Origin of the sequence: Pseudomonas sp. PDM32, from assembly GCF_019219225.1 — a bacterium.
In the GTDB taxonomy this organism is placed as follows: domain Bacteria; phylum Pseudomonadota; class Gammaproteobacteria; order Pseudomonadales; family Pseudomonadaceae; genus Aquipseudomonas; species Aquipseudomonas laurylsulfatiphila.
Map to the genome: position 1 here is coordinate 296,770 of NZ_JAHUWE010000006.1, position 17,202 is coordinate 313,971.

Consider the following 17,202-nt stretch of genomic DNA (forward strand, 5'->3'; position numbering starts at 1 on the left):
GAAGCCTGCGCGACTTATCTGTCAGTCAATTTGTCCGGAATAGGCGATGTATCCCTCTCGCCAGATGGTTAAGATCCCCCTCATCTTTTTCCGATCCCTGAGGTTTTCATGCGTTTTTCCGAACTGCTTGACGCTGTCCGTAGCCAGCCGCTGGAGCTGTCCATTCCGGCCTCCTGGGCCCAGGGGCGCGCCAGTTTCGGTGGCTTGGTGGCGGCGCTGCAGTACGAAGCCATGCGTGCGCGGGTGCCAGCGGATCGCCCGGTGCGCTCATTGGCGATCACCTTTGTCGGCCCGGTTGAGCCTGAGGTTCCAGTCAGCTTTGAAGTCGACGTATTGCGCGAAGGCAAGGCGGTCAGCCAGGTGTTGGGTCGGGTGGTGCAGAAGGGCCAGGTGGTGACGTTGATCCAGGGGAGTTTCGGCGCTTCACGCCCTTCGGTAGTGGCCGTGGCCGCTGAGCCGGCACCTGAAATGAAGCACTGGGACGAGTGCCAGGAATTGCCTTTTGTCGAAGGCGTCATTCCGGAGTTCATGCGGCACCTGGCGATGCGCTGGAGTGTTGGCGGGCTGCCGTTCAGTGGTAGCACATCGCGGCAAATGGGTGGTTGGGTGCGCTTGCGCGGCGATGTCAAGGAAGAGGCCATCAGCGAGGCGCATATCCTCGCACTGGTGGACGCCTGGCCGCCGGCCCTGATGCCGTTTTTGAAGAAGCCGGCGATGGGCAGCACGCTGACCTGGACCATCGAGTTCGTGCAACCACTGCTGGAGTTGACCACCCTGGACTGGTGCAAATACCTCGTCGAGACCGAGCACGCCGCGGATGGTTACGGGCACGCCGCCGCGAAAATGTGGAGCGCCGATGGCCGGTTGATCGCCATGAGCCGGCAGACGGTGACGGTGTTCGCCTGATCAGTGACGACGGTGGCGCTCACGCCAGGCGCGCCACCAGCCACCGCTGAGGAAGAACCGCGGAAAGGTCAGAAACTGCTCGACCAACAGGCGCGATATTGCATCCTTGCGGTCACTGAACGGCTCGGCGGCTTGCGTCTCCATGCTGTGGCCGTGGCGTTGCAGGGCCAGCGCCGCAATCACGCCGATCACGCCAATGGCGATGTTGGCCAGGCTCAGGCTGAAGACCCCGGATACGATCAGCAGAAATGCCACGATGAACAGCGGCACCGCGATCAGGTGCAACACCAGATTGGTCGGGTGCTGATGATTGTTCGGGTACGCTCGCCATTGCCAGGCGGGAAGGTTGGGGTGACGTTTGCCCATGATGCTGATCCTCGATCCATGTTGAACACATGTGATGAAGAATAGGCTCGGTCAATGCCGGCGGCGAATCAAGGCTGGCTATTGGCTTGATAGGAGCCATGACTGGAAAAGAGGGTGCCAGTTCTGACGCCTTCGCGAGCGAGCCCGCTCCCACATTTTGAGCGTATTCCTATGAAAGAATGCGGTCACCTGTGGGAGCGGGCTTGCTCGCGAAAGGGCCCTCAGAGTTTGAGCTGACCTATCGCCTTGCTCAACTCTCCGGCCAGCGCCGCCAGTTCATTGCTGGTCGTCGCCGAAGACACCGTCTGCTGCACCGTGTTTTCAGTCACGTCACGGATGCTCACCACCGCCCGGTTCATCTCTTCCGCCACCTGGCTCTGTTGCTCGGCCGCCACGGCGATCTGTGTGTTGCTTTCACGCATCTGTGCCACTGCGCCAGTGATTTCGGCCAGTGCCGCGCCGGCTTCTTGCGCTTGTCGTACGCAGTCGTCGGCCTTGAACGAGCTCTCTTGCATGAAATCCACGGCGTCCCGCGTCCCGGCCTGCAACGCCGAGACCATGATCGTGATTTCATCCGTGGAGGTTTGCACGCGTTTGGCCAGGTTACGTACTTCATCGGCGACTACCGCAAAGCCGCGTCCCATCTCGCCAGCCCGGGCCGCTTCGATGGCGGCGTTGAGCGCCAGCAGGTTGGTCTGTTCGGCGATGCTGTGAATCACGTTGACCACGCCGTTGATCTTCTGGCTGTCCTCGGCCAGGCGTTGAATCATCTCGGCGGTCTGCTGCACGCCTGTGGACAGCCCGGCAATCGAGCGCTGCACCCGCGTCACCACTTCCTGCCCGCTACCGGCCAGGGTATCGGCCGATTGCGAAAGGTCACGGGTGGCACCCGCATGCTGGGCGATGTGATAGACCGTGGCAGTCATTTCATTGATCGCCGTGGCGGCCTGGTCGGTTTCGCTTTGCTGACCGAGCATGCCGTGGCGCACTTCATTCATGCTCGCCGCCAGCCGTGCAGCGCCGGTGTCCAGTTGCCGGGCGGTGCTGGCGACGGTGTTGACCACCCGTTGATAACCGGCCTGCATGGCGTTGAAGGCGTTGGCCATCTGCCCGACTTCGTCACTGCAAGCCAATGGCACGCGGGTCGACAGGTCGCCGGTTTTCTCCACGTGCAACATGACGTCTTTCAAGGTGTTGAGCTGGCTGAGCAGGAAACGGATCAACAACTGCGATGCGCCGAGCATGGCCAGCATCAGGACGAACACTGCCACCGCGTAGTGGGCGAAGCGCTCGCTGAATACCTGGCTCAGGCTTGGACCATGGGCGATCACGGCGACCCGCTGCCCGTCGGCGCGCGCGAACACTTCGGCGCCCATCAACGGGTTGTCACCGAACAATGGCATCGGGTTGATCTCGACCCAGCCATTGGCGTCGGCCAGTTCTTGCACGGGGCGCTCATTGAGCATGGGGACTTGCCCGCGGCTGAACGCCAGCAGGTTGGCGGTATGGGGCAGCGGTTGCCCGGCGGGCCAGGCTTCGAGCAATCGCGCCTGGGCCTGGGTCGAAGCCTGGGACGCGTGACTGCGGGCCTGCTGTTCAAGCTGCACCGCGTACAGCACCAGCAACAGGGTGGTGACGAACGCGACGGCATTGACCGCCCAGAACTTGTATTTCAGCGAGATATTGCTAAGCCAGGCACCCATGGAGGTCTTCTCTGATAGCGGAAACAGTTTTGGCAAGGTGCCAGCATTGTGCCGCTACTCAGATGGCTGATTCTTGATGCAGATCAACGGGCCAGTGTGGGAGCGAGCCTGCTCGCGATAGCGGCCTGTCATTCAACCCGATGCTCGCAGACACGACGCCTTTCGCGAGCAAGCCCGCTCCCACAGGGGATTTGTGGTTACTGGGGGATTGATGGCAAGCCGTAGAACGCGCGTGCACAGGCTGTGGTGTGCGCCGCCAGATCCTCCTGGCTTTCCCCCCGATGCAGTGCCACTTCGCGCAATACTTCGGTCAGGTACGCTGGCTCGTTTCGCCCGTTTTTCGGCTTGGGGCGCAGGCTGCGCGGCAGCAGGTACGGCGCATCGCTTTCGAGCATCAGGCGTCCGCGCTTGATCTCCTTGACCAGCGGATGCAAATGCGTGCCCCGGCGTTCGTCGCAGATCCAGCCGGTAATGCCAATGTGCAGGTCCAGGTCGAGGTAGCTGAACAGTGCCTTCTGCTCCCCGGTGAAGCAGTGCACCACCGCGGCCGGCAATTGGTCGCGGAAGTCGCGCAGGATCTCCAGCAAACGCTGGCTGGCGTCACGTTCGTGCAGAAAAACCGGCAGCTGCAATTCGACGGCCAAGGCAAGATGTTCTTCGAGGACCTTTTCCTGCTGCGGGCGCGGCGAGAAATCACGGTTGAAATCCAGCCCGCATTCGCCCACGGCCACCACATTCGGCTCGTTGAGCAAGCTGCGCAGACGGCGGGCGCTGTCGGTGTTCCAGTCGCTGGCGCAGTGAGGGTGAATACCGGCGGTGGCAAACAGGCGCTGATTGCTTGCGTCCAGTTGCCGGCACAACTCAAGGGCCTGTTCACTGCCCTCGACGCTGGTGCCCGTCAGCACCAGTTGGCACACGCCGGCCGCGTAAGCGCGATCGAGAACGGCCTGGTGTTTGTCGGCAAAACTGGCGTTGGTCAGGTTGACGCCGATATCGATGAGTTGCATGGTGCTACCTCGGCTCAAAGGCCGGAAAGCATATCAGAGCCGTGGATTTATAAGAAAAGCCAAGAACTACAACGGGTTAACGCTGTCTCTTGAGCCTCGGACCTGGCTGGGTTGGTAGTTTTGCCATCATTGTGCCAGTCTTTCGCGCGTTGTCAGCGCCCTGGGCGCCCTGTTTTTGTCGCCGCGCTACATTGAAGCGGCCTCATATTCTTTCCGGAGAGTGGATGATTCGTCCCTCGGTTTTGCTACTGCTGTGTTGTTCGCTGCTACTGCCGATGACGGCGGTCGCGCGTCTGCCCGGGCCGCTGCAAGCCGTACCGACCAGCGAGGTGCGCGACCTTGCGCAGATCCGCAGCAGTCGTGTGTTGCGGGTGCTGGTCAACCAGAGCCGCAACAGTTCCGGCGAAGTCCAGGGGCAGGCGATCGGGGTTGAATACCATCGCCTGAGAGCGTTCGAGCAATACCTCAACGGCCACGCCCGTGACGGTCAGGAAATCACCCTCAAGATCATTCCCAAGGCCAAGGATCAACTGCTCGGCGCCTTGCAGCGCGGGGAGGGTGATCTGGTGGCGCCAGGCGAGTTGCTCGACCTGCAACCGGGCTTCGCCGTCAGCACCAGTGAGCCGATTGCCAGCAACATCCCGTTGGTCCTGGTGGGCATCAAGGGCGAACGCCGCTACACCCGGCTTGAACAGCTCTCCGGCAAGACCCTGGCGCTACCCGCCGGCAGCGCCGCCGGGGATGCCATCAGCCAGATCAATCAAAAGCTCGCCCTGCACAAGCTGCCGCCGGTCAACATCGAGTGGGTCGATCCGAGCCTTGCCGTCGAGGACGTACTGGAGATGGTCCAGGGCGGAATCTTTCACCTGACCATCGTCGAGCAGCCGATTGCCGAACGCTGGGGCAAGATCCTGCCCAAGCTGCGTTTCGACAAGCAGGTCGTCATCAGTGAGCCGGGCGAAGAGTTCTGGTTCGTGCGCCGCGATGCGTCGATGCTGCGGGCCAGCATTGATCGCTTCCTCACCGTCTACAAAAAACCGTCGGATCAGGACGCTGCATTCCTGCGCATCTATCGTCGTCTCTATCAAGTGCACTATCCACTGGCCAAGGCGGACCGGCAGCGCCTGGAAAAACTGCGTCCGGTGCTGCAGAAACACGCCGATGCCCAGGGCATGGACTGGCTGAACCTGGCGGCACTGGCCTTCAAGGAGTCAGCGTTGCAGCCCACTGCCCGCAGTGGCGGCAGCCCGACCGGCCTGATGCAGATCACCCCTTCTGCGGCGCAGCGGGTGGGGGTCAGCAATATTCAGGACGTAGACGGCAATGTGCAGGCCGGGGCCAAGTACCTTGCGATGATCCGGCGCAAGTTCTTTGCCAGCCCGAAACTCAACGAGCGCGAACGCATGGCCTTCGTGCTGGCGGCCTACAACATCGGGCCGGAGCGGGTTCAGGGCATGCGCACCGAAGCCCGGCGGCGAGGACTGAATCCCAACCAGTGGTTCTTCCAGGTCGAACGCGTCGCCATGGAGCAGGTGGGTATGGGGCCTGTCAGCTATGTTAATAGCGTGAACAAGTATTACCTGGCGTTCGACCGGGAGCGGGAATCGTTGGAGCCTCAGGGACAAAAGGTTGTTTCTCGCAAATGATCAACTAATCTGATTGTAATGGTGGGTTTTTTCTGCTTTTAACATGTGATTTATTGATTAATATGGCGCCCAACCCACACACACTGACAAGGATAGAAACAGCATGAGCACTCTGATCAACAAGGTATTGTTTACCCGCGCCGGTTACGGCCTGACCGTTCTGCGCATCGTGGTCGGCATAATTTTCGCCGCTCACGGCTCGCAAAAACTCTTCGGGGCATTCGGTGGTTATGGTCTGGCCGGAACCGCGCAGTACATGGAAAGCCTCGGGCTGACGCCGGGTTACCTGATGGCGGCACTGGCGGGCGGCACCGAATTCTTCGCCGGCCTGGCATTGATCATCGGCTTGCTGGTTCGCCCGGCTGCATTGGGCTTGATCTTCCTGTCGCTGGTCGCGATTTTCTCGGTGCACATCAGCAACGGACTGTTCATGGCCAACAATGGTTATGAATTCGCCCTGGCCCTGCTCGGTGGCAGTATCGCGGTATTGATCGAAGGTGCGGGCAAACTCTCGGCGGACCGTGTCATCGCCGGTTGACCGCTCTGGCTCAACAAAAAAGGCCCGCATCGTGCGGACCTTTTTTGTTGAGCGTCATTCTTGACACTGTCCAGTCAGCTTCTCTAGGATGTTGCTCATGCGCCGATTTAAACAGCTACTTGCGGGGCGCCAGGTGACTCATCCAGTTGCCGATAGAAGCCGGAACAGGCTTCGAAATACCGCTAAAGCGCTGGTTCGGTGTTGCCTCTCACCTGCCATGCAGACTTTTGAGGCAGAGACACGACACAATGAATGCACTAAACCCGGTTGTACGTCCCGCGCCGATCACGGCACATCTCACCCAGCGCAATCCAAAAATCCTGCTTGGCGGCAAACATCAGCCGACGCTCTTGCGTTATCTCGATGGCTGGCCACGTCGTACCGGCGGTCCCGCTGCCTTTCTGATCCAGTTTGTCGAAGACGGTGAGTCGCTCGCGCGTTTCGCCGACGACAGTTTTGATCTGGCAGTGATTCAATCTCCCAGCCTCGAAGACGCTCCCGAGGTGATCAGGCAACTGACCCGCGTTGCCCGGCAAGGGCTGATCACCCGCCCTTGAGTTTTACGGGTAGTCGATCGCCACGATATAAACACACTGCTCACCGGTCGGTGTCTGGACCCGGACCTCGGCGTCCAGTGCCTTGCCGATCAGGGCTCGGGCCAATGGCGAGTCAATGCTGATCAGGCCTTGTTTGAGGTCCAGTTCATCCGGTCCGACAATGCGGTAGCGCGACTCCTTGCCATCCTCGTCCTCGATCGTGACCCAGGCGCCGAAATACACCTTGTTCGGATCGCTGGGTTTTTCGCTGACAACCTTGAGCGCTTCCAGGCGTTTGGTGAGAAAACGCACGCGGCTGTCGATCTCTCGCAGCATCTTTTTGCCGTAGGTGTATTCGGCGTTCTCCGAGCGATCACCCTGTGCCGCGGCTTCGCTGACAGCCTGGGTCACCTGGGGCCGACGCACATGCCACAGCTCATGGAATTCGGCGCGCATCCGCGCTTCACCCTCGGGGGTGATCAGCGCGGTGCCGGCGGTGCGGGGAGGGCGGTAACGGCTCATGGCAACTTCTTGTGGTGGAGACGGCTGGAGTTTATCAACCCTCGCGCAAGACTGTCAGCGGGCTGGCGTTCAATGCCCGACGAGTGCCGAACACCCCGGCACCGCCGATCAGCACCGCGCCCAGCAGGGGCAGCAGCAACAGCCATGGATGCGGATGCCACGGCAGGTCAAAGGCATAGCGGTAGAGCACCAGGCTCACCAGTTCCGACCCCAATGCCGCCAGCAAACCGCTGACCGCCCCCAGCAAACCGAACTCGATGCGTCGGGCCTTGACCAGCAGTTGCCGTTCGGCCCCCAGCGCCCGCAGCAGCGCACCCTGGCGAATGCGTTCGTCCAGCGTCGCCTGCAGGCCGGAAAACAGCACCGCCATCCCCGCGGCCAACACAAACAACAATACGTACTCCACCGCCAGGGTGACCTGGGCGAGAATGCTGCGCAATTGTTCCAGCAAGGCTTCGACCTGCAGGATCGTCACCGCCGGGAAGGCTCTGGACAGGTCGACGATCTGTTGGTCATGTCCCGATGCCAGATAGAAACTGGTCAGGTAAGTCGCCGGCAGATCCTTGAGGGTGCCGGGCTGGAAGATCATGAAAAAGTTCGGCTGGAAGTTGTCCCAGTTGATCTCCCGCAGGCTGGTGACCTTCGCCTCGCGATTGACCCCGCCCACGCTGAAAACCAGATGATCGCCGAGCTTGAGTTTCAGGCTCTCAGCGACCTTGCCTTCCACCGACACGCCGGGAACATCGTCGGGCGTTTGTTCATTCCACCAATTGCCCGCCGTGAGCTTGTTGCCCGCCGGCAGGTCCGCCGCCCAGGTCAGACTCAGGTCGCGCTGGATTGCCCGGTCGCCGGCCGATTCCTTGGTGACGATCTGCTGTACCGGTTCGCCGTTGATGCTGATCAAGCGCCCCGGCACCACCGGGTACAAGGGTGCCGATTTTGCCGACACGGCGATCAGGTGATCGGTGAAGGCCTGTTTATCCGCAGGCAGGATGTTCAGGGCGAAGTAATTGGGGGCGTTTTTCGGCAACTGGTTCTGCCAGGTATCCAGCAATTCACCGCGCAGCAGCGCAATCAGCGCCATCGACAGCAGGATCAGGCCGAACGCCAGGGATTGGCCTGCGGCAGCGAGCGGATGACGCAGCAATTGCCCGAGTCCCAGGCGCCAGGGCAAGGACGCACGCGCGAGCAAGCGCCGCAGACTCTTCAACAGCAGCAGCAACAAACCGCCCAGCACCAGCGCTGCAATCACGCCGCCGCCGAGCAGGGCAAAGGTCAGCACCAGGTCCAGGCTCAGGCGCCACATGATCAGGGCGAGGGCGCCCAGCGCTGCACCATAGACCATCCAGGTGCTGGAAGGGATCGGCAGCATGTCCCGGCGCAGCACGCGCAATGGCGGAACCCGGCCCAGAGCCGCCAGTGGCGGCAAGGCGAAACCGGCCAGGGCCACCAGTCCGGTGCCGATCCCGGCGACGGCCGGAAACAGTCCGCCCGGAGGTACGTCGGTCGGCAGCAAGTCGTGCAGCAGGGCAAACAACCCCAGTTGTGCGAACCAGCCGAGGAGAGCGCCGCTGATGCTGGCCAGCAGCCCGAGCACGGTCAGTTGCAGGCTGAACAACACCAGGGTTTCCCGGCGTGACAGACCGAGGCAGCGCAGCAAGGCACTGGCATCGAAGCGGCGGGTGGCGAAGCGGGTCGCCGACAACGCCACCGCCACGCCGGACAGCAACACCGCCACCAGACTGGCCATGTTCAGGTAGCGTTCGGCCTTGCCCAGGGCGCCGCCGATCTGCCGGTTGCCATCCCGGGCGTCCTGCAAGCGTTGGTTGGCGGCGAGCCCCGGTTTGATCAGTTGTCGGTACGACTCGAGTGCCTGGGCGTTGCCTCGCCATAATTCGCGATAGCTGACCCGGCTGCCGGGTTGCACCACGCCGGTTGCCGCAAGATCGTCGAGATTGATCAGCACCCGCGGCGTCAGGCTGTAGAAATTGCCGGCGCGGTCGGGTTCGTAGGTCAGCACCCGCGCCAGTTTCAGGGTTTTCATGCCGACATCGATGCTGTCGCCGATCTTCAGGTCCAGGGCGGTCAGCAGGCGTGCCTCGACCCAGGCTTCACCGGGTTGCGGTCCACCACCGGCGCTTTGCGTGGCGAACGGGGCGGGCGCGCTCTTCAGCTCGCCGCGTAGCGGGTAGGTGTCATCGGCCGCCTTGATGCTGGACAACTGGATGCCGCTGTCTGTGGCGATAACGCTGGAAAACTCCACCACCTGCGCATGTTGCAGTCCCAGCTCCGTGCCGCTTCTTATCTGTTCGGGGCGCGCGGGCGAACTGCCTTCGAGGAGCAGGTCGGCACCGAGAAACTCAGTGGCGCGCAGCATCATGGCGCCATTCAGGCGGGCGCCGAAATAGCCAATGGCAGTGCTCGCGGCCACGGCCACCAGCAAGGCAAAAAACAAGACACGCAATTCACCGGCGCGGGCGTCGCGCAGCAATTGGCGGATGGCGAGACTGAACAGGCGCAACAGCGGCAGGCGTGCCATCAAGGCTCCACGGGGGCGACCAGCAGGCCGGCTTCAAGACGGATCAGGCGCCGGCACCGATGGGCCAGGCGTTCATCGTGGGTCACCAGCACCAGGGTCGTGCCGCGCTCCTTGTTGAGTTCGAACAGCAGGTCGCTGATGCGCTCGCCGGTGTGGCTGTCGAGGTTGCCGGTCGGTTCGTCGGCGAACAGCACATCGGGTTCGGCGGCAAACGCACGGGCAATCGCCACGCGTTGTTGCTCGCCCCCGGATAGCTGGCGCGGTGAATGCGTCAGGCGCTGGCCGAGTCCTACACGCTGGAGTAACTCGGTGGCGCGTTCGCGGGCGTCTTTGCGGCCATCGAGCTCCAGCGGCAGCATGACGTTTTCCAGGGCATTGAGGCTGTCGAGCAGTTGAAACGATTGAAAGACAAAACCCACGTGCTCGGCGCGGATGCGCGCACGCTGGTCTTCATCGAGGTTGCTCAGACCCTGCCCCGCGAGGGTGACTTCGCCACTGCTCGGCAGGTCGAGACCGGCGAGCAGGCCCAGCAGGGTGGATTTGCCGGAACCGGAAGCGCCGACGATGGCCAGGCTGTCGCCCTTGTTCAGTTCCAGGCTGAGTTCGTGCAGGATGGTCAGTTCACCTTCCGCGCTGGGAACCACTTTGCTAAGGTCCTTCGCGATGAGAATGCTTGCGCCCATGGAGAGTCCGATGCGTGTCTGGTTTTTGAGTGCTGGCCTGGCCTTGATGTGCATGGCCCAAAACGCAGCGGCGGGTACAGTCCTGATCGTTGGCGATAGTATCAGCGCCGGTTTCGGACTGGATACCCGGCTGGGGTGGGTGTCGCTGCTTGAACAGCGGCTCAGGCGCGAAGGTTTCGACGACAAAGTGATCAATGCGTCTATCAGTGGCGACACCAGTGCCGGAGGCCAGGCGCGCCTGCCCGCGCTGCTTGCAGAGCATAAACCGGAACTGGTGATCCTCGAGTTGGGGGGCAATGACGGTCTGCGCGGCTTGCTGCCAACTCAATTGCAACAAAATCTTGCCTCGATGATCGACAGCTCCCGGGCCAGCGGCGCCAAGGTGCTGTTGCTCGGCATGCAATTGCCACCCAATTACGGTGCGCGATACACCAAGGCGTTCGCCGAGGTCTACAGCAACCTGGCCGATGAGAAAAAGATCCCGCTGGTGCCGTTTTTCCTCGACGGCGTGGGCGGTCATCCGGAGTTGATGCAGGCCGACGGCATACACCCGGCCGCCGGGGCCCAGGACAAGTTGCTGGAAAATGTCTGGCCTACTCTAAAACCGCTGTTATGACACTTTTCTAGACGCAGGCTTTCGGCTAAGGTGGCGCCCCCGATTTGGAGCCCCCGATGCCGCGTCCCGCCTGGTCACTATTTGCCTATCAACTGATCGAGCCTGACGAACAGCTGGATCTGTTCGCCTGCCAGGAAGTGCGGGTGCATCTGGTGACCCGTCAGCTGGAGTTGGGCGGCTCGGCGGACCGGACTCTTTGCGGCAGCCTGTTGCCGGCGCAACCGCGCTGGTCGAGTGTTGATCGCCGGGTGTTTCAGGATCAGCGGCTGTGTTCGTTGTGCAGGGCCATTCTTGAGTCGCAGAAGCGGGGGACGTCGCCGATCTGGCCTGAATTGCGGTTTGAGCTTTAGTCTGTCGTCGTGCACTAGCCCCGTTATTTTGTGTACATATCCGTTGTTGAGGTAACGGCGGATTATGGTTTCACCCTTGCCGCGGGTCACTTTTGGCAAGCACCGACCCACTGTAGGAGCTGCCGAAGGCTGCGATCTTTTGATCTTGATCTTGTGCCTCTCCGACACGCAAAAAATCAAAATCAAAAGATCGCAGCCTTCGGCAGCTCCTACAGGGAAACGCGCATGCATCAGGACCAGGGCTCCCTTGTGAGGTGGCGTTCCGAGTGGCCATTACCGCCTTGCACTGCCTGCAATCGGGCCATCTCCCCGAAATAACGGGCGGCAGTGTACAATCGCGTCCTTATACCCTCAGTTGATCATGCGAAGGATTTTCCGGATGTTGCCGCGCTTTCCTGCCGTCACCCGCTGCCTGACTCTTGCCGCCCTTTTTGTGGCCGGTCCTGTTGCAGCATTGGAGTTTCCCCTGCCACCGCCCGGTGAGGACATCATCGGCCAGGTGCAGGTGATCAAGGCCAAGTACGAAGACACCTTCGCCGACCTTGGTACTGCCTATGACCTGGGCTACACGGAAATGGTCGCGGCCAACCCGGGTGTCGATGCATGGTTGCCGGGCGCCGGCACGGAAATCATTCTGCCGACTCGCTTCATCCTGCCACCAGGCCCGCGTGAAGGCATCGTGATCAACCTGGCCGAGTACCGCCTCTACTACTACCCGAAAGGCAAGAACGTGGTGTACACGTTCCCGCTGGGTATCGGTCGTGAAGGCTGGGGCTCGCCGATTGCCCACACCAGCATCACCGCCAAGACGCCTAACCCGACCTGGACGCCTCCGGCGTCGATCAAGGCCGAGCACGCGGCAGATGGTGATCCGCTGCCCAACGTCGTGCCGGCAGGCCCTGACAACCCTCTGGGCCCGTTCAAGTTCACCCTGGGCACTCCGGGCTACCTGATCCACGGTTCGAACAAGAAGTTCGGTATCGGCATGCGCACCAGCCACGGTTGCTTCCGCATGTTCAACAACAACGTGCTGGAAATGGCAGGCATGGTGCCGGTCGGTACCTCGGTACGGATCATCAACGACCCGTACAAGTTCGGCATGAGTGGCGGCAAGGTCTATCTGGAGGCGCACACGCCGCTGGACGACAAGGGCAACCCGTCGGTGGTCGACAAGCACACAGCGGTCATCAATGCGATGCTCAAGCGTGAAGACATCACCAACAACCTGCGCATGAACTGGGATGTGGTGCGGGACGTGGTGGCCGCTGAGGACGGCCTGCCGGTAGAGATCGCAGTGCCGGGCAACGGCGTCGCGCCGATGGTGTCGAGCACGCCGATCGATCCGCTGCAGTAACGCTTGCTATGAGCCCGTCGACGCAGACCGCGTCGACGGGTTTTTTATTGCCTGGAGAAACGCCGGGCAATAAAAAAGCCGACCCAAAAAATGGGTCGGCTTGATAACAATCCCGAGGGATTATTACTTGCGGCTAGCTTTGTCCAGCATGCGCAGAGCACGCTCGTTAGCTTCGTCAGCAGTCTGTTGTGCTTTTTGAGCAGCAGCCAGAGCTTCATCAGCTTTACGGTAAGCTTCGTCTGCACGAGCCTGGGAGCGAGCAGCTGCGTCTTCAGTAGCGGTCAGACGTGCTTCGGTTTCTTTCGATGCGCTGCTGCAACCGGTAGCCAGAACTGCGGCCAGAGCCAGAGCAGAGAATTTCAGAACGTTGTTCATCGTGTTCCCCTTCAAGGACTTTCTATTAAGTAGCTATCTCCTCCGATTGAGGAAATAGCCGGCGTACATACTACCCATTACTTGTAGTAAGTAAAACTGACGTGAAGCAAGAAGCCAAAAAAATTGTAGGCGTTGATTCTTTTTCGAGCAACTTTTAACTGAATTGTTTAAAAAATATCCAGCTGCAAGGCCCGTGGCTGAGCGAACTGCCGAGAAAAAGTTCCTTCGGCACAGCGCTCTTTTTCCCCGGCTGGCTAAAGTCCGCCTATATGGATTCGTCTACACTTTTGTTCGGCTTTTGCGTGGCGCCTCTCACTATCTTTCTCGATGTTCAGGTGACTTTAACAACGGGCGTTCGTCTTAAGTCTCAACATCCGGCAATGTTCAGGCTATCGACCCGGAGTGACCTTCGGTCGAGCCATTCCTGCGTGATTACGGAGCAGCACCCGCCAACGGGCATGATGACGAGCGTACCTTGAGCATTTCTGTCAATGGTGCCTACTATTTGTACGTGCTCGGTAGCGCGAGATCGGTGCAGCTCTTCTCGGTGTCCATTCAGGCACGGGGTGGCGTAGATGTTCCTTCGCCGGAAAAACATCGGTAAGGTAGGGGTCGGAATTCCAGACCCGCGAGGAGTAGTGATGAGCGAGGCGTTGTCCATCCACCATGACCAGGCTGGTCATCAGTTCGAGACCAATGTGGACGGTCATCGTGCCTATCTGACCTATATGGATCTGGGGAAACAGACCCTGGATATCTATCGCACCTTCGTGCCCAACGCATTGCGTGGTCGCGGTATTGCGGCAGCCTTGACCGAGAGGGCGCTGGAGTACGCTGACGAAATGGGCTACACCGTCATTCCATCGTGCTCCTACGTCGAACGCTATATGGAGCGTCACCAGCGGCATGCGGCCAAGCTGAGTCAGTGACTTTCAGTCAAACGAATGCATAAAAAAAACGCCGGGTTCTACCCGGCGTTTTTTTGTGCGCTTTTTGAACAGGCCGTGAGGCGATCAGCTGCGATCGCGTTTAGGCAACACATCCTTGAGCTTGGCATGCATGCTGCGCAAGGTGTTTTCGGTCGCGGTCCAGTCGATGCAGGCATCGGTGATCGACACGCCGTACTGCAGGTCGGCGAGGTCTTTCGGGATTGCCTGGGCGCCCCAGTTCAGGTGGCTTTCAACCATCAGGCCGATGATCGACTTGTTGCCTTCGAGGATCTGGTTGGCGACGTTTTCCATCACCAGCGGTTGCAGGGCCGGATCCTTGTTGGAGTTGGCGTGGCTGCAATCGACCATGATGTTCGGCTTGATCTTCGCCTTGTTCAGCGCCTGCTCGCAAAGCGCAACGCTGACCGAATCGTAGTTCGGCTTGCCGTTGCCGCCGCGCAGCACTACGTGACCGTAGGCATTGCCCTTGGTTGTCACGATGGAGACGCCACCTTCCTGGTTGATACCCAGGAAGCGGTGCGGGCTGGAAACCGACTGCAGGGCGTTGATCGCCACGGTCAGGCCGCCGTCGGTACCGTTCTTGAAGCCGACGGCCGAGGACAGGCCGGACGCCATTTCACGGTGAGTCTGGGATTCGGTGGTGCGCGCGCCGATGGCCGACCAGCTGATCAGGTCCTGCAGGTACTGCGGGGAGATCGGGTCGAGGGCTTCGGTGGCGGTCGGCAGGCCTTTTTCGGCCAGGTCCAGCAGCAACTGGCGACCGATGTGCAAGCCATCCTGGATCTTGAACGAGTCATCCAGGTACGGGTCGTTGATCAAGCCTTTCCAGCCGACGGTGGTACGCGGCTTCTCGAAATACACGCGCATGACCAGATACAGGGTATCGGACACTTCGGCAGCGAGAACCTTCAGGCGCTCGGCATATTCGTGGGCGGCCTTGATGTCGTGGATCGAGCAAGGCCCGATGACGACGAACAGGCGGTGGTCGGTGCCATCCAGAATGTTACGAATGACTTCGCGGCCCTTGGTGACGGTGCGCAGTGCGGCATCGCTCAGGGGAATATCGCGCTTGAGCTGATCGGGAGTGATCAGCGTCTCGTTGGAGGCGACGTTTAGGTCGTTGATCGGTAAATCAGCCATCGTTTACTCGTCAGGTCACGGGTGCCGGCCGCCAGCGAACCCGCGCGGCGGAGCACAGCAAATTAAGCGCGTCGGGGACCCGAACCTTAGCGCGTTACACCGTGGCTCGACAATGGGCAGACGCCGGTTTGGTGGGCTTTCGCAGTCAGTTTCCCTGTCGTGAGGGGCAAACTGATCAAGTACGCCCCTATTCCGGCACAGGTTGCGCAAAAGCCTTGCGCACCGAATCGTGAGAGAACTCGTCGGCATGCTCCTGGACCCATTCGAGGGCCAGGGCCTGAACATCCTGCAAGTCTTCGTGGGTCTCATGCAGGCGGCAGTAGCGTTCGATCTGGCACACCTGCTCACCCATTCGGGCGCTGAACAGCGTTTGTTCGTCAACGAAGGCGATGCCCACCAGATAACCGCGTTTGCGCCGCAGGCACCAGGCGACATAACCCAGGTAGCGCATGTCCGGGTTCACGGTCGGCATGCGTACTTCCAGCGCCGTGCCGTGGCGCCACGCGCGGTGATAATTGCAAGCCATGCCCCCGAGGCTGATAGTGTGCAGCTGCCGTCGCGAAATACACTCAGGTTTCAGCAACGTTAATTCGACGGGCACATCGTCAGGGTGAGGAATGAATCGTCCCATGAACACAGACTCCATGTGTCGGCCATCTGACATTGTTCTCCCCAGTATAGTGGTCGAATTGGAACTGACCGATTTTGACGCCGACCAACGGCTGCTGGCGATGAGCGGTGTTTCGCTGGTCATTTTCACCAGTGTCGGCTGCGCCAGCTGCCGTTTTGCCCGCGAACAATTACCGACACTCGATCTGGCCGTCGATCGACTGTGCTGGATCGATGCCGGCAATAACGGCGGGCTGGTCGAGCGTTATCAGGTCTTTCATTTGCCGGCGCTGTTTGTCGTTCGCGACGGCGAGTTTTTCGGAGCACTGAAATCGCGCCTTACCGACACAGAGCTCAATCGAGCCGTGCGCCAGGCGTTGAGTCGAACAGCAGAGGAGTTGCCATGATGGGGACAGTTGCCAGGCCGACAATCGGCATTATCGGGACCGGTGCAATCGGCGGGTTCTACGGGGTGATGCTGGCGCGTGCCGGTTTTGATGTGCATTTTCTGCTGCGCAGCGAGTTTTCCGCGGTGGCCGAGCACGGGTTGCAAGTCGATAGCGCGCCCCACGGTGCGCTGAAACTGAACCCGGTACAGGCTTACTCAAAGGCTGAAGACATGCCGCCCTGCGATTGGCTGCTGGTGGGCGCGAAAACCACCAGCAACGCAGATCTGGCACCGGCCATCCTGCAGGCGGCGGCACCGGATGCCAAAGTGCTGCTGTTGCAAAATGGCCTGGACGTGGAAGACAGCCTGCGCGAGTTGCTCCCCGATTCGCTGCATGTGCTCGGCGGACTCTGCTACATCTGCGTCCATCGCGAGGCGCCGGGGGTCATCACCCATCAGGCGCTGGGCGCGGTGCACGTGGGTTATCACAGCGGTCCCGCCGATGGGCCGACACGCACTGCGATAGTCGAGGAGGGCGTCGGCCTGTTCCGCAGCGCCGGCCTCGATTCCCAGGCCATGGCGAATCTGCATCAGGCGCGCTGGCAAAAACTGGTCTGGAATATCCCTTACAACGGTCTCTCGGTTTTGCTCGGGGCGAGTACTACACCGTTGATGGCCGATGCCGACAGTCGCGAACTGATCAAGGCGCTGATGGCTGAAGTGGTGCAAGGCGCAATTGCCTGCGGGCACGACGTACCGGCAGGGTATGCCGAGCACCTGTTCATGGTGACCGAGAAAATGCCCGACTACTGGCCGAGCATGTACCACGATTTCCTGCACAAGCGGCCGCTGGAGCTGGCGGCGATCTACGCTCGACCACTGGCGGCCGCCCGGGCCGCGGGATGTGAAATGCCGCGCATTGAGGCTTTGTATCGCAGCTTGAGTTTCATTGACCGACGCAACACCTGAGTCGA

General features: G+C 60.7%; 19 protein-coding genes. 10 read left to right on the forward strand and 9 right to left on the reverse strand.

The features are described 5' to 3' along the window. Positions 1-108 precede the first annotated feature (108 nt). Positions 109-906: an acyl-CoA thioesterase II gene (locus KW846_RS13940; protein WP_218482840.1), complete on the forward strand. Its 798-nt coding sequence runs from the start codon at positions 109-111 to the stop codon at positions 904-906. Here KW846_RS13940 and KW846_RS13945 read toward each other — a convergent pair whose 3' ends face one another. The 3 genes from KW846_RS13945 to KW846_RS13955 all read right to left on the reverse strand — a co-directional run bounded on the left by KW846_RS13945 (position 907) and on the right by KW846_RS13955 (position 3,982). After that, entirely contained in the window at positions 907-1,272 is a 366-nt protein-coding gene (locus KW846_RS13945) for an Mpo1-like protein (RefSeq protein ID WP_007973582.1), read from the reverse strand. It lies immediately after the preceding gene. Positions 1,273-1,493: 221 nt separating this feature from the next. Further along, the gene (locus KW846_RS13950) at positions 1,494-2,975 is read right to left on the reverse strand and encodes a methyl-accepting chemotaxis protein (RefSeq protein ID WP_218482842.1); all 1,482 of its coding nucleotides are present in this window, start codon (positions 2,973-2,975) and stop codon (positions 1,494-1,496) included. A 197-nt stretch (positions 2,976-3,172) separates the two neighbouring features. After that, positions 3,173-3,982, reverse strand: coding sequence for a TatD family hydrolase (locus KW846_RS13955; RefSeq protein WP_218482844.1), 810 nt, complete (start codon positions 3,980-3,982; stop codon positions 3,173-3,175). A 224-nt stretch (positions 3,983-4,206) separates the two neighbouring features. Here KW846_RS13955 and KW846_RS13960 point away from each other — a divergent pair, with 224 nt between their 5' ends. The 3 genes from KW846_RS13960 (at position 4,207) to KW846_RS13970 (ending at position 6,723) form a co-directional block, all read left to right on the forward strand. Next, positions 4,207-5,628, forward strand: coding sequence for a transglycosylase SLT domain-containing protein (locus KW846_RS13960; RefSeq protein WP_218482846.1), 1,422 nt, complete (start codon positions 4,207-4,209; stop codon positions 5,626-5,628). A gap of 103 nt (positions 5,629-5,731) precedes the next feature. Then, positions 5,732-6,166: a DoxX family protein gene (locus KW846_RS13965; protein ID WP_007973574.1), complete on the forward strand. Its 435-nt coding sequence runs from the start codon at positions 5,732-5,734 to the stop codon at positions 6,164-6,166. 248 nt (positions 6,167-6,414) lie between these two features. Further along, the gene (locus KW846_RS13970; RefSeq protein ID WP_007973571.1) at positions 6,415-6,723 is read left to right on the forward strand and encodes a hypothetical protein; all 309 of its coding nucleotides are present in this window, start codon (positions 6,415-6,417) and stop codon (positions 6,721-6,723) included. 3 nt (positions 6,724-6,726) lie between these two features. Here the strand turns inward: KW846_RS13970 and greB are convergent, their stop codons facing one another. The 3 genes from greB to KW846_RS13985 are packed head-to-tail and all read right to left on the reverse strand — an operon-like array spanning position 6,727 to position 10,446. Next, the gene (gene greB / locus KW846_RS13975) at positions 6,727-7,224 is read right to left on the reverse strand and encodes a transcription elongation factor GreB (protein WP_007973570.1); all 498 of its coding nucleotides are present in this window, start codon (positions 7,222-7,224) and stop codon (positions 6,727-6,729) included. A gap of 34 nt (positions 7,225-7,258) precedes the next feature. Further along, entirely contained in the window at positions 7,259-9,763 is a 2,505-nt protein-coding gene (locus tag KW846_RS13980; RefSeq protein WP_218482848.1) for an ABC transporter permease, read from the reverse strand. Next, a complete protein-coding gene (locus tag KW846_RS13985) occupies positions 9,763-10,446 on the reverse strand; it encodes an ABC transporter ATP-binding protein (RefSeq protein WP_102700327.1) in 684 nt (227 codons plus the stop codon). The genes KW846_RS13980 and KW846_RS13985 overlap by 1 nt, the downstream gene beginning before the upstream one ends. Positions 10,447-10,456: 10 nt before the next feature. Between KW846_RS13985 and KW846_RS13990 the strand changes: the two genes are divergently transcribed. The 3 genes from KW846_RS13990 to KW846_RS14000 all read left to right on the forward strand — a co-directional run bounded on the left by KW846_RS13990 (position 10,457) and on the right by KW846_RS14000 (position 12,766). Beyond that, positions 10,457-11,062 (forward strand): arylesterase, encoded by a 606-nt coding sequence (locus tag KW846_RS13990; protein WP_007973565.1) that lies wholly within the window; start codon positions 10,457-10,459, stop codon positions 11,060-11,062. A gap of 56 nt (positions 11,063-11,118) precedes the next feature. Then, complete coding sequence (locus KW846_RS13995; protein ID WP_003226812.1) at positions 11,119-11,412, forward strand: hypothetical protein; 294 nt, start codon at positions 11,119-11,121, stop codon at positions 11,410-11,412. Between the two features lie 379 nt (positions 11,413-11,791). Next, the gene (locus KW846_RS14000; RefSeq protein ID WP_007973563.1) at positions 11,792-12,766 is read left to right on the forward strand and encodes a L,D-transpeptidase family protein; all 975 of its coding nucleotides are present in this window, start codon (positions 11,792-11,794) and stop codon (positions 12,764-12,766) included. Positions 12,767-12,889: 123 nt separating this feature from the next. Here the strand turns inward: KW846_RS14000 and oprI are convergent, their stop codons facing one another. Beyond that, positions 12,890-13,141, reverse strand: coding sequence for an outer membrane lipoprotei OprI (oprI, locus tag KW846_RS14005; RefSeq protein ID WP_003199355.1), 252 nt, complete (start codon positions 13,139-13,141; stop codon positions 12,890-12,892). Between the two features lie 641 nt (positions 13,142-13,782). Between oprI and KW846_RS14010 the strand changes: the two genes are divergently transcribed. Beyond that, positions 13,783-14,070 (forward strand): GNAT family N-acetyltransferase, encoded by a 288-nt coding sequence (locus KW846_RS14010; RefSeq protein ID WP_008049058.1) that lies wholly within the window; start codon positions 13,783-13,785, stop codon positions 14,068-14,070. 84 nt (positions 14,071-14,154) lie between these two features. Here KW846_RS14010 and KW846_RS14015 read toward each other — a convergent pair whose 3' ends face one another. Beyond that, positions 14,155-15,231: a 3-deoxy-7-phosphoheptulonate synthase gene (locus tag KW846_RS14015; RefSeq protein ID WP_007973561.1), complete on the reverse strand. Its 1,077-nt coding sequence runs from the start codon at positions 15,229-15,231 to the stop codon at positions 14,155-14,157. Between the two features lie 187 nt (positions 15,232-15,418). Then, entirely contained in the window at positions 15,419-15,862 is a 444-nt protein-coding gene (locus tag KW846_RS14020) for a PilZ domain-containing protein (RefSeq protein ID WP_218482850.1), read from the reverse strand. Between KW846_RS14020 and KW846_RS14025 the strand changes: the two genes are divergently transcribed. Together KW846_RS14025 and KW846_RS14030 are read left to right on the forward strand one after the other, a co-directional pair. Next, entirely contained in the window at positions 15,861-16,247 is a 387-nt protein-coding gene (locus tag KW846_RS14025; protein ID WP_218479688.1) for a co-chaperone YbbN, read from the forward strand. The genes KW846_RS14020 and KW846_RS14025 overlap by 2 nt on opposite strands. Further along, positions 16,244-17,197, forward strand: coding sequence for a putative 2-dehydropantoate 2-reductase (locus KW846_RS14030; protein WP_218482852.1), 954 nt, complete (start codon positions 16,244-16,246; stop codon positions 17,195-17,197). The genes KW846_RS14025 and KW846_RS14030 overlap by 4 nt, the downstream gene beginning before the upstream one ends. The last annotated feature ends 5 nt before the right edge of the window (positions 17,198-17,202 follow it).

Excerpts from the sequence above, each read along its gene's own strand:
- KW846_RS13960 (WP_218482846.1), top strand. The coding sequence starts at position 4,207 with ATGATTCGTCCCTCGGTTTTGCTACTGCTGTGTTGTTCGCTGCTACTG.
- KW846_RS13965 (WP_007973574.1), top strand. The coding sequence starts at position 5,732 with ATGAGCACTCTGATCAACAAGGTATTGTTTACCCGCGCCGGTTACGGC.
- greB (WP_007973570.1), bottom strand. The coding sequence starts at position 7,224 with ATGAGCCGTTACCGCCCTCCCCGCACCGCCGGCACCGCGCTGATCACC.
- KW846_RS14010 (WP_008049058.1), top strand. The coding sequence starts at position 13,783 with ATGAGCGAGGCGTTGTCCATCCACCATGACCAGGCTGGTCATCAGTTC.
- KW846_RS13955 (WP_218482844.1), bottom strand. The coding sequence starts at position 3,982 with ATGCAACTCATCGATATCGGCGTCAACCTGACCAACGCCAGTTTTGCC.
- KW846_RS13980 (WP_218482848.1), bottom strand. The coding sequence starts at position 9,763 with ATGGCACGCCTGCCGCTGTTGCGCCTGTTCAGTCTCGCCATCCGCCAA.
- KW846_RS13985 (WP_102700327.1), bottom strand. The coding sequence starts at position 10,446 with ATGGGCGCAAGCATTCTCATCGCGAAGGACCTTAGCAAAGTGGTTCCC.
- KW846_RS13990 (WP_007973565.1), top strand. The coding sequence starts at position 10,457 with ATGCGTGTCTGGTTTTTGAGTGCTGGCCTGGCCTTGATGTGCATGGCC.
- KW846_RS14020 (WP_218482850.1), bottom strand. The coding sequence starts at position 15,862 with ATGGGACGATTCATTCCTCACCCTGACGATGTGCCCGTCGAATTAACG.
- KW846_RS14030 (WP_218482852.1), top strand. The coding sequence starts at position 16,244 with ATGATGGGGACAGTTGCCAGGCCGACAATCGGCATTATCGGGACCGGT.
- KW846_RS13995 (WP_003226812.1), top strand. The coding sequence starts at position 11,119 with ATGCCGCGTCCCGCCTGGTCACTATTTGCCTATCAACTGATCGAGCCT.
- KW846_RS14025 (WP_218479688.1), top strand. The coding sequence starts at position 15,861 with ATGAACACAGACTCCATGTGTCGGCCATCTGACATTGTTCTCCCCAGT.
- oprI (WP_003199355.1), bottom strand. The coding sequence starts at position 13,141 with ATGAACAACGTTCTGAAATTCTCTGCTCTGGCTCTGGCCGCAGTTCTG.
- KW846_RS14015 (WP_007973561.1), bottom strand. The coding sequence starts at position 15,231 with ATGGCTGATTTACCGATCAACGACCTAAACGTCGCCTCCAACGAGACG.
- KW846_RS13970 (WP_007973571.1), top strand. The coding sequence starts at position 6,415 with ATGAATGCACTAAACCCGGTTGTACGTCCCGCGCCGATCACGGCACAT.
- KW846_RS13945 (WP_007973582.1), bottom strand. The coding sequence starts at position 1,272 with ATGGGCAAACGTCACCCCAACCTTCCCGCCTGGCAATGGCGAGCGTAC.
- KW846_RS13940 (WP_218482840.1), top strand. The coding sequence starts at position 109 with ATGCGTTTTTCCGAACTGCTTGACGCTGTCCGTAGCCAGCCGCTGGAG.
- KW846_RS14000 (WP_007973563.1), top strand. The coding sequence starts at position 11,792 with ATGTTGCCGCGCTTTCCTGCCGTCACCCGCTGCCTGACTCTTGCCGCC.
- KW846_RS13950 (WP_218482842.1), bottom strand. The coding sequence starts at position 2,975 with ATGGGTGCCTGGCTTAGCAATATCTCGCTGAAATACAAGTTCTGGGCG.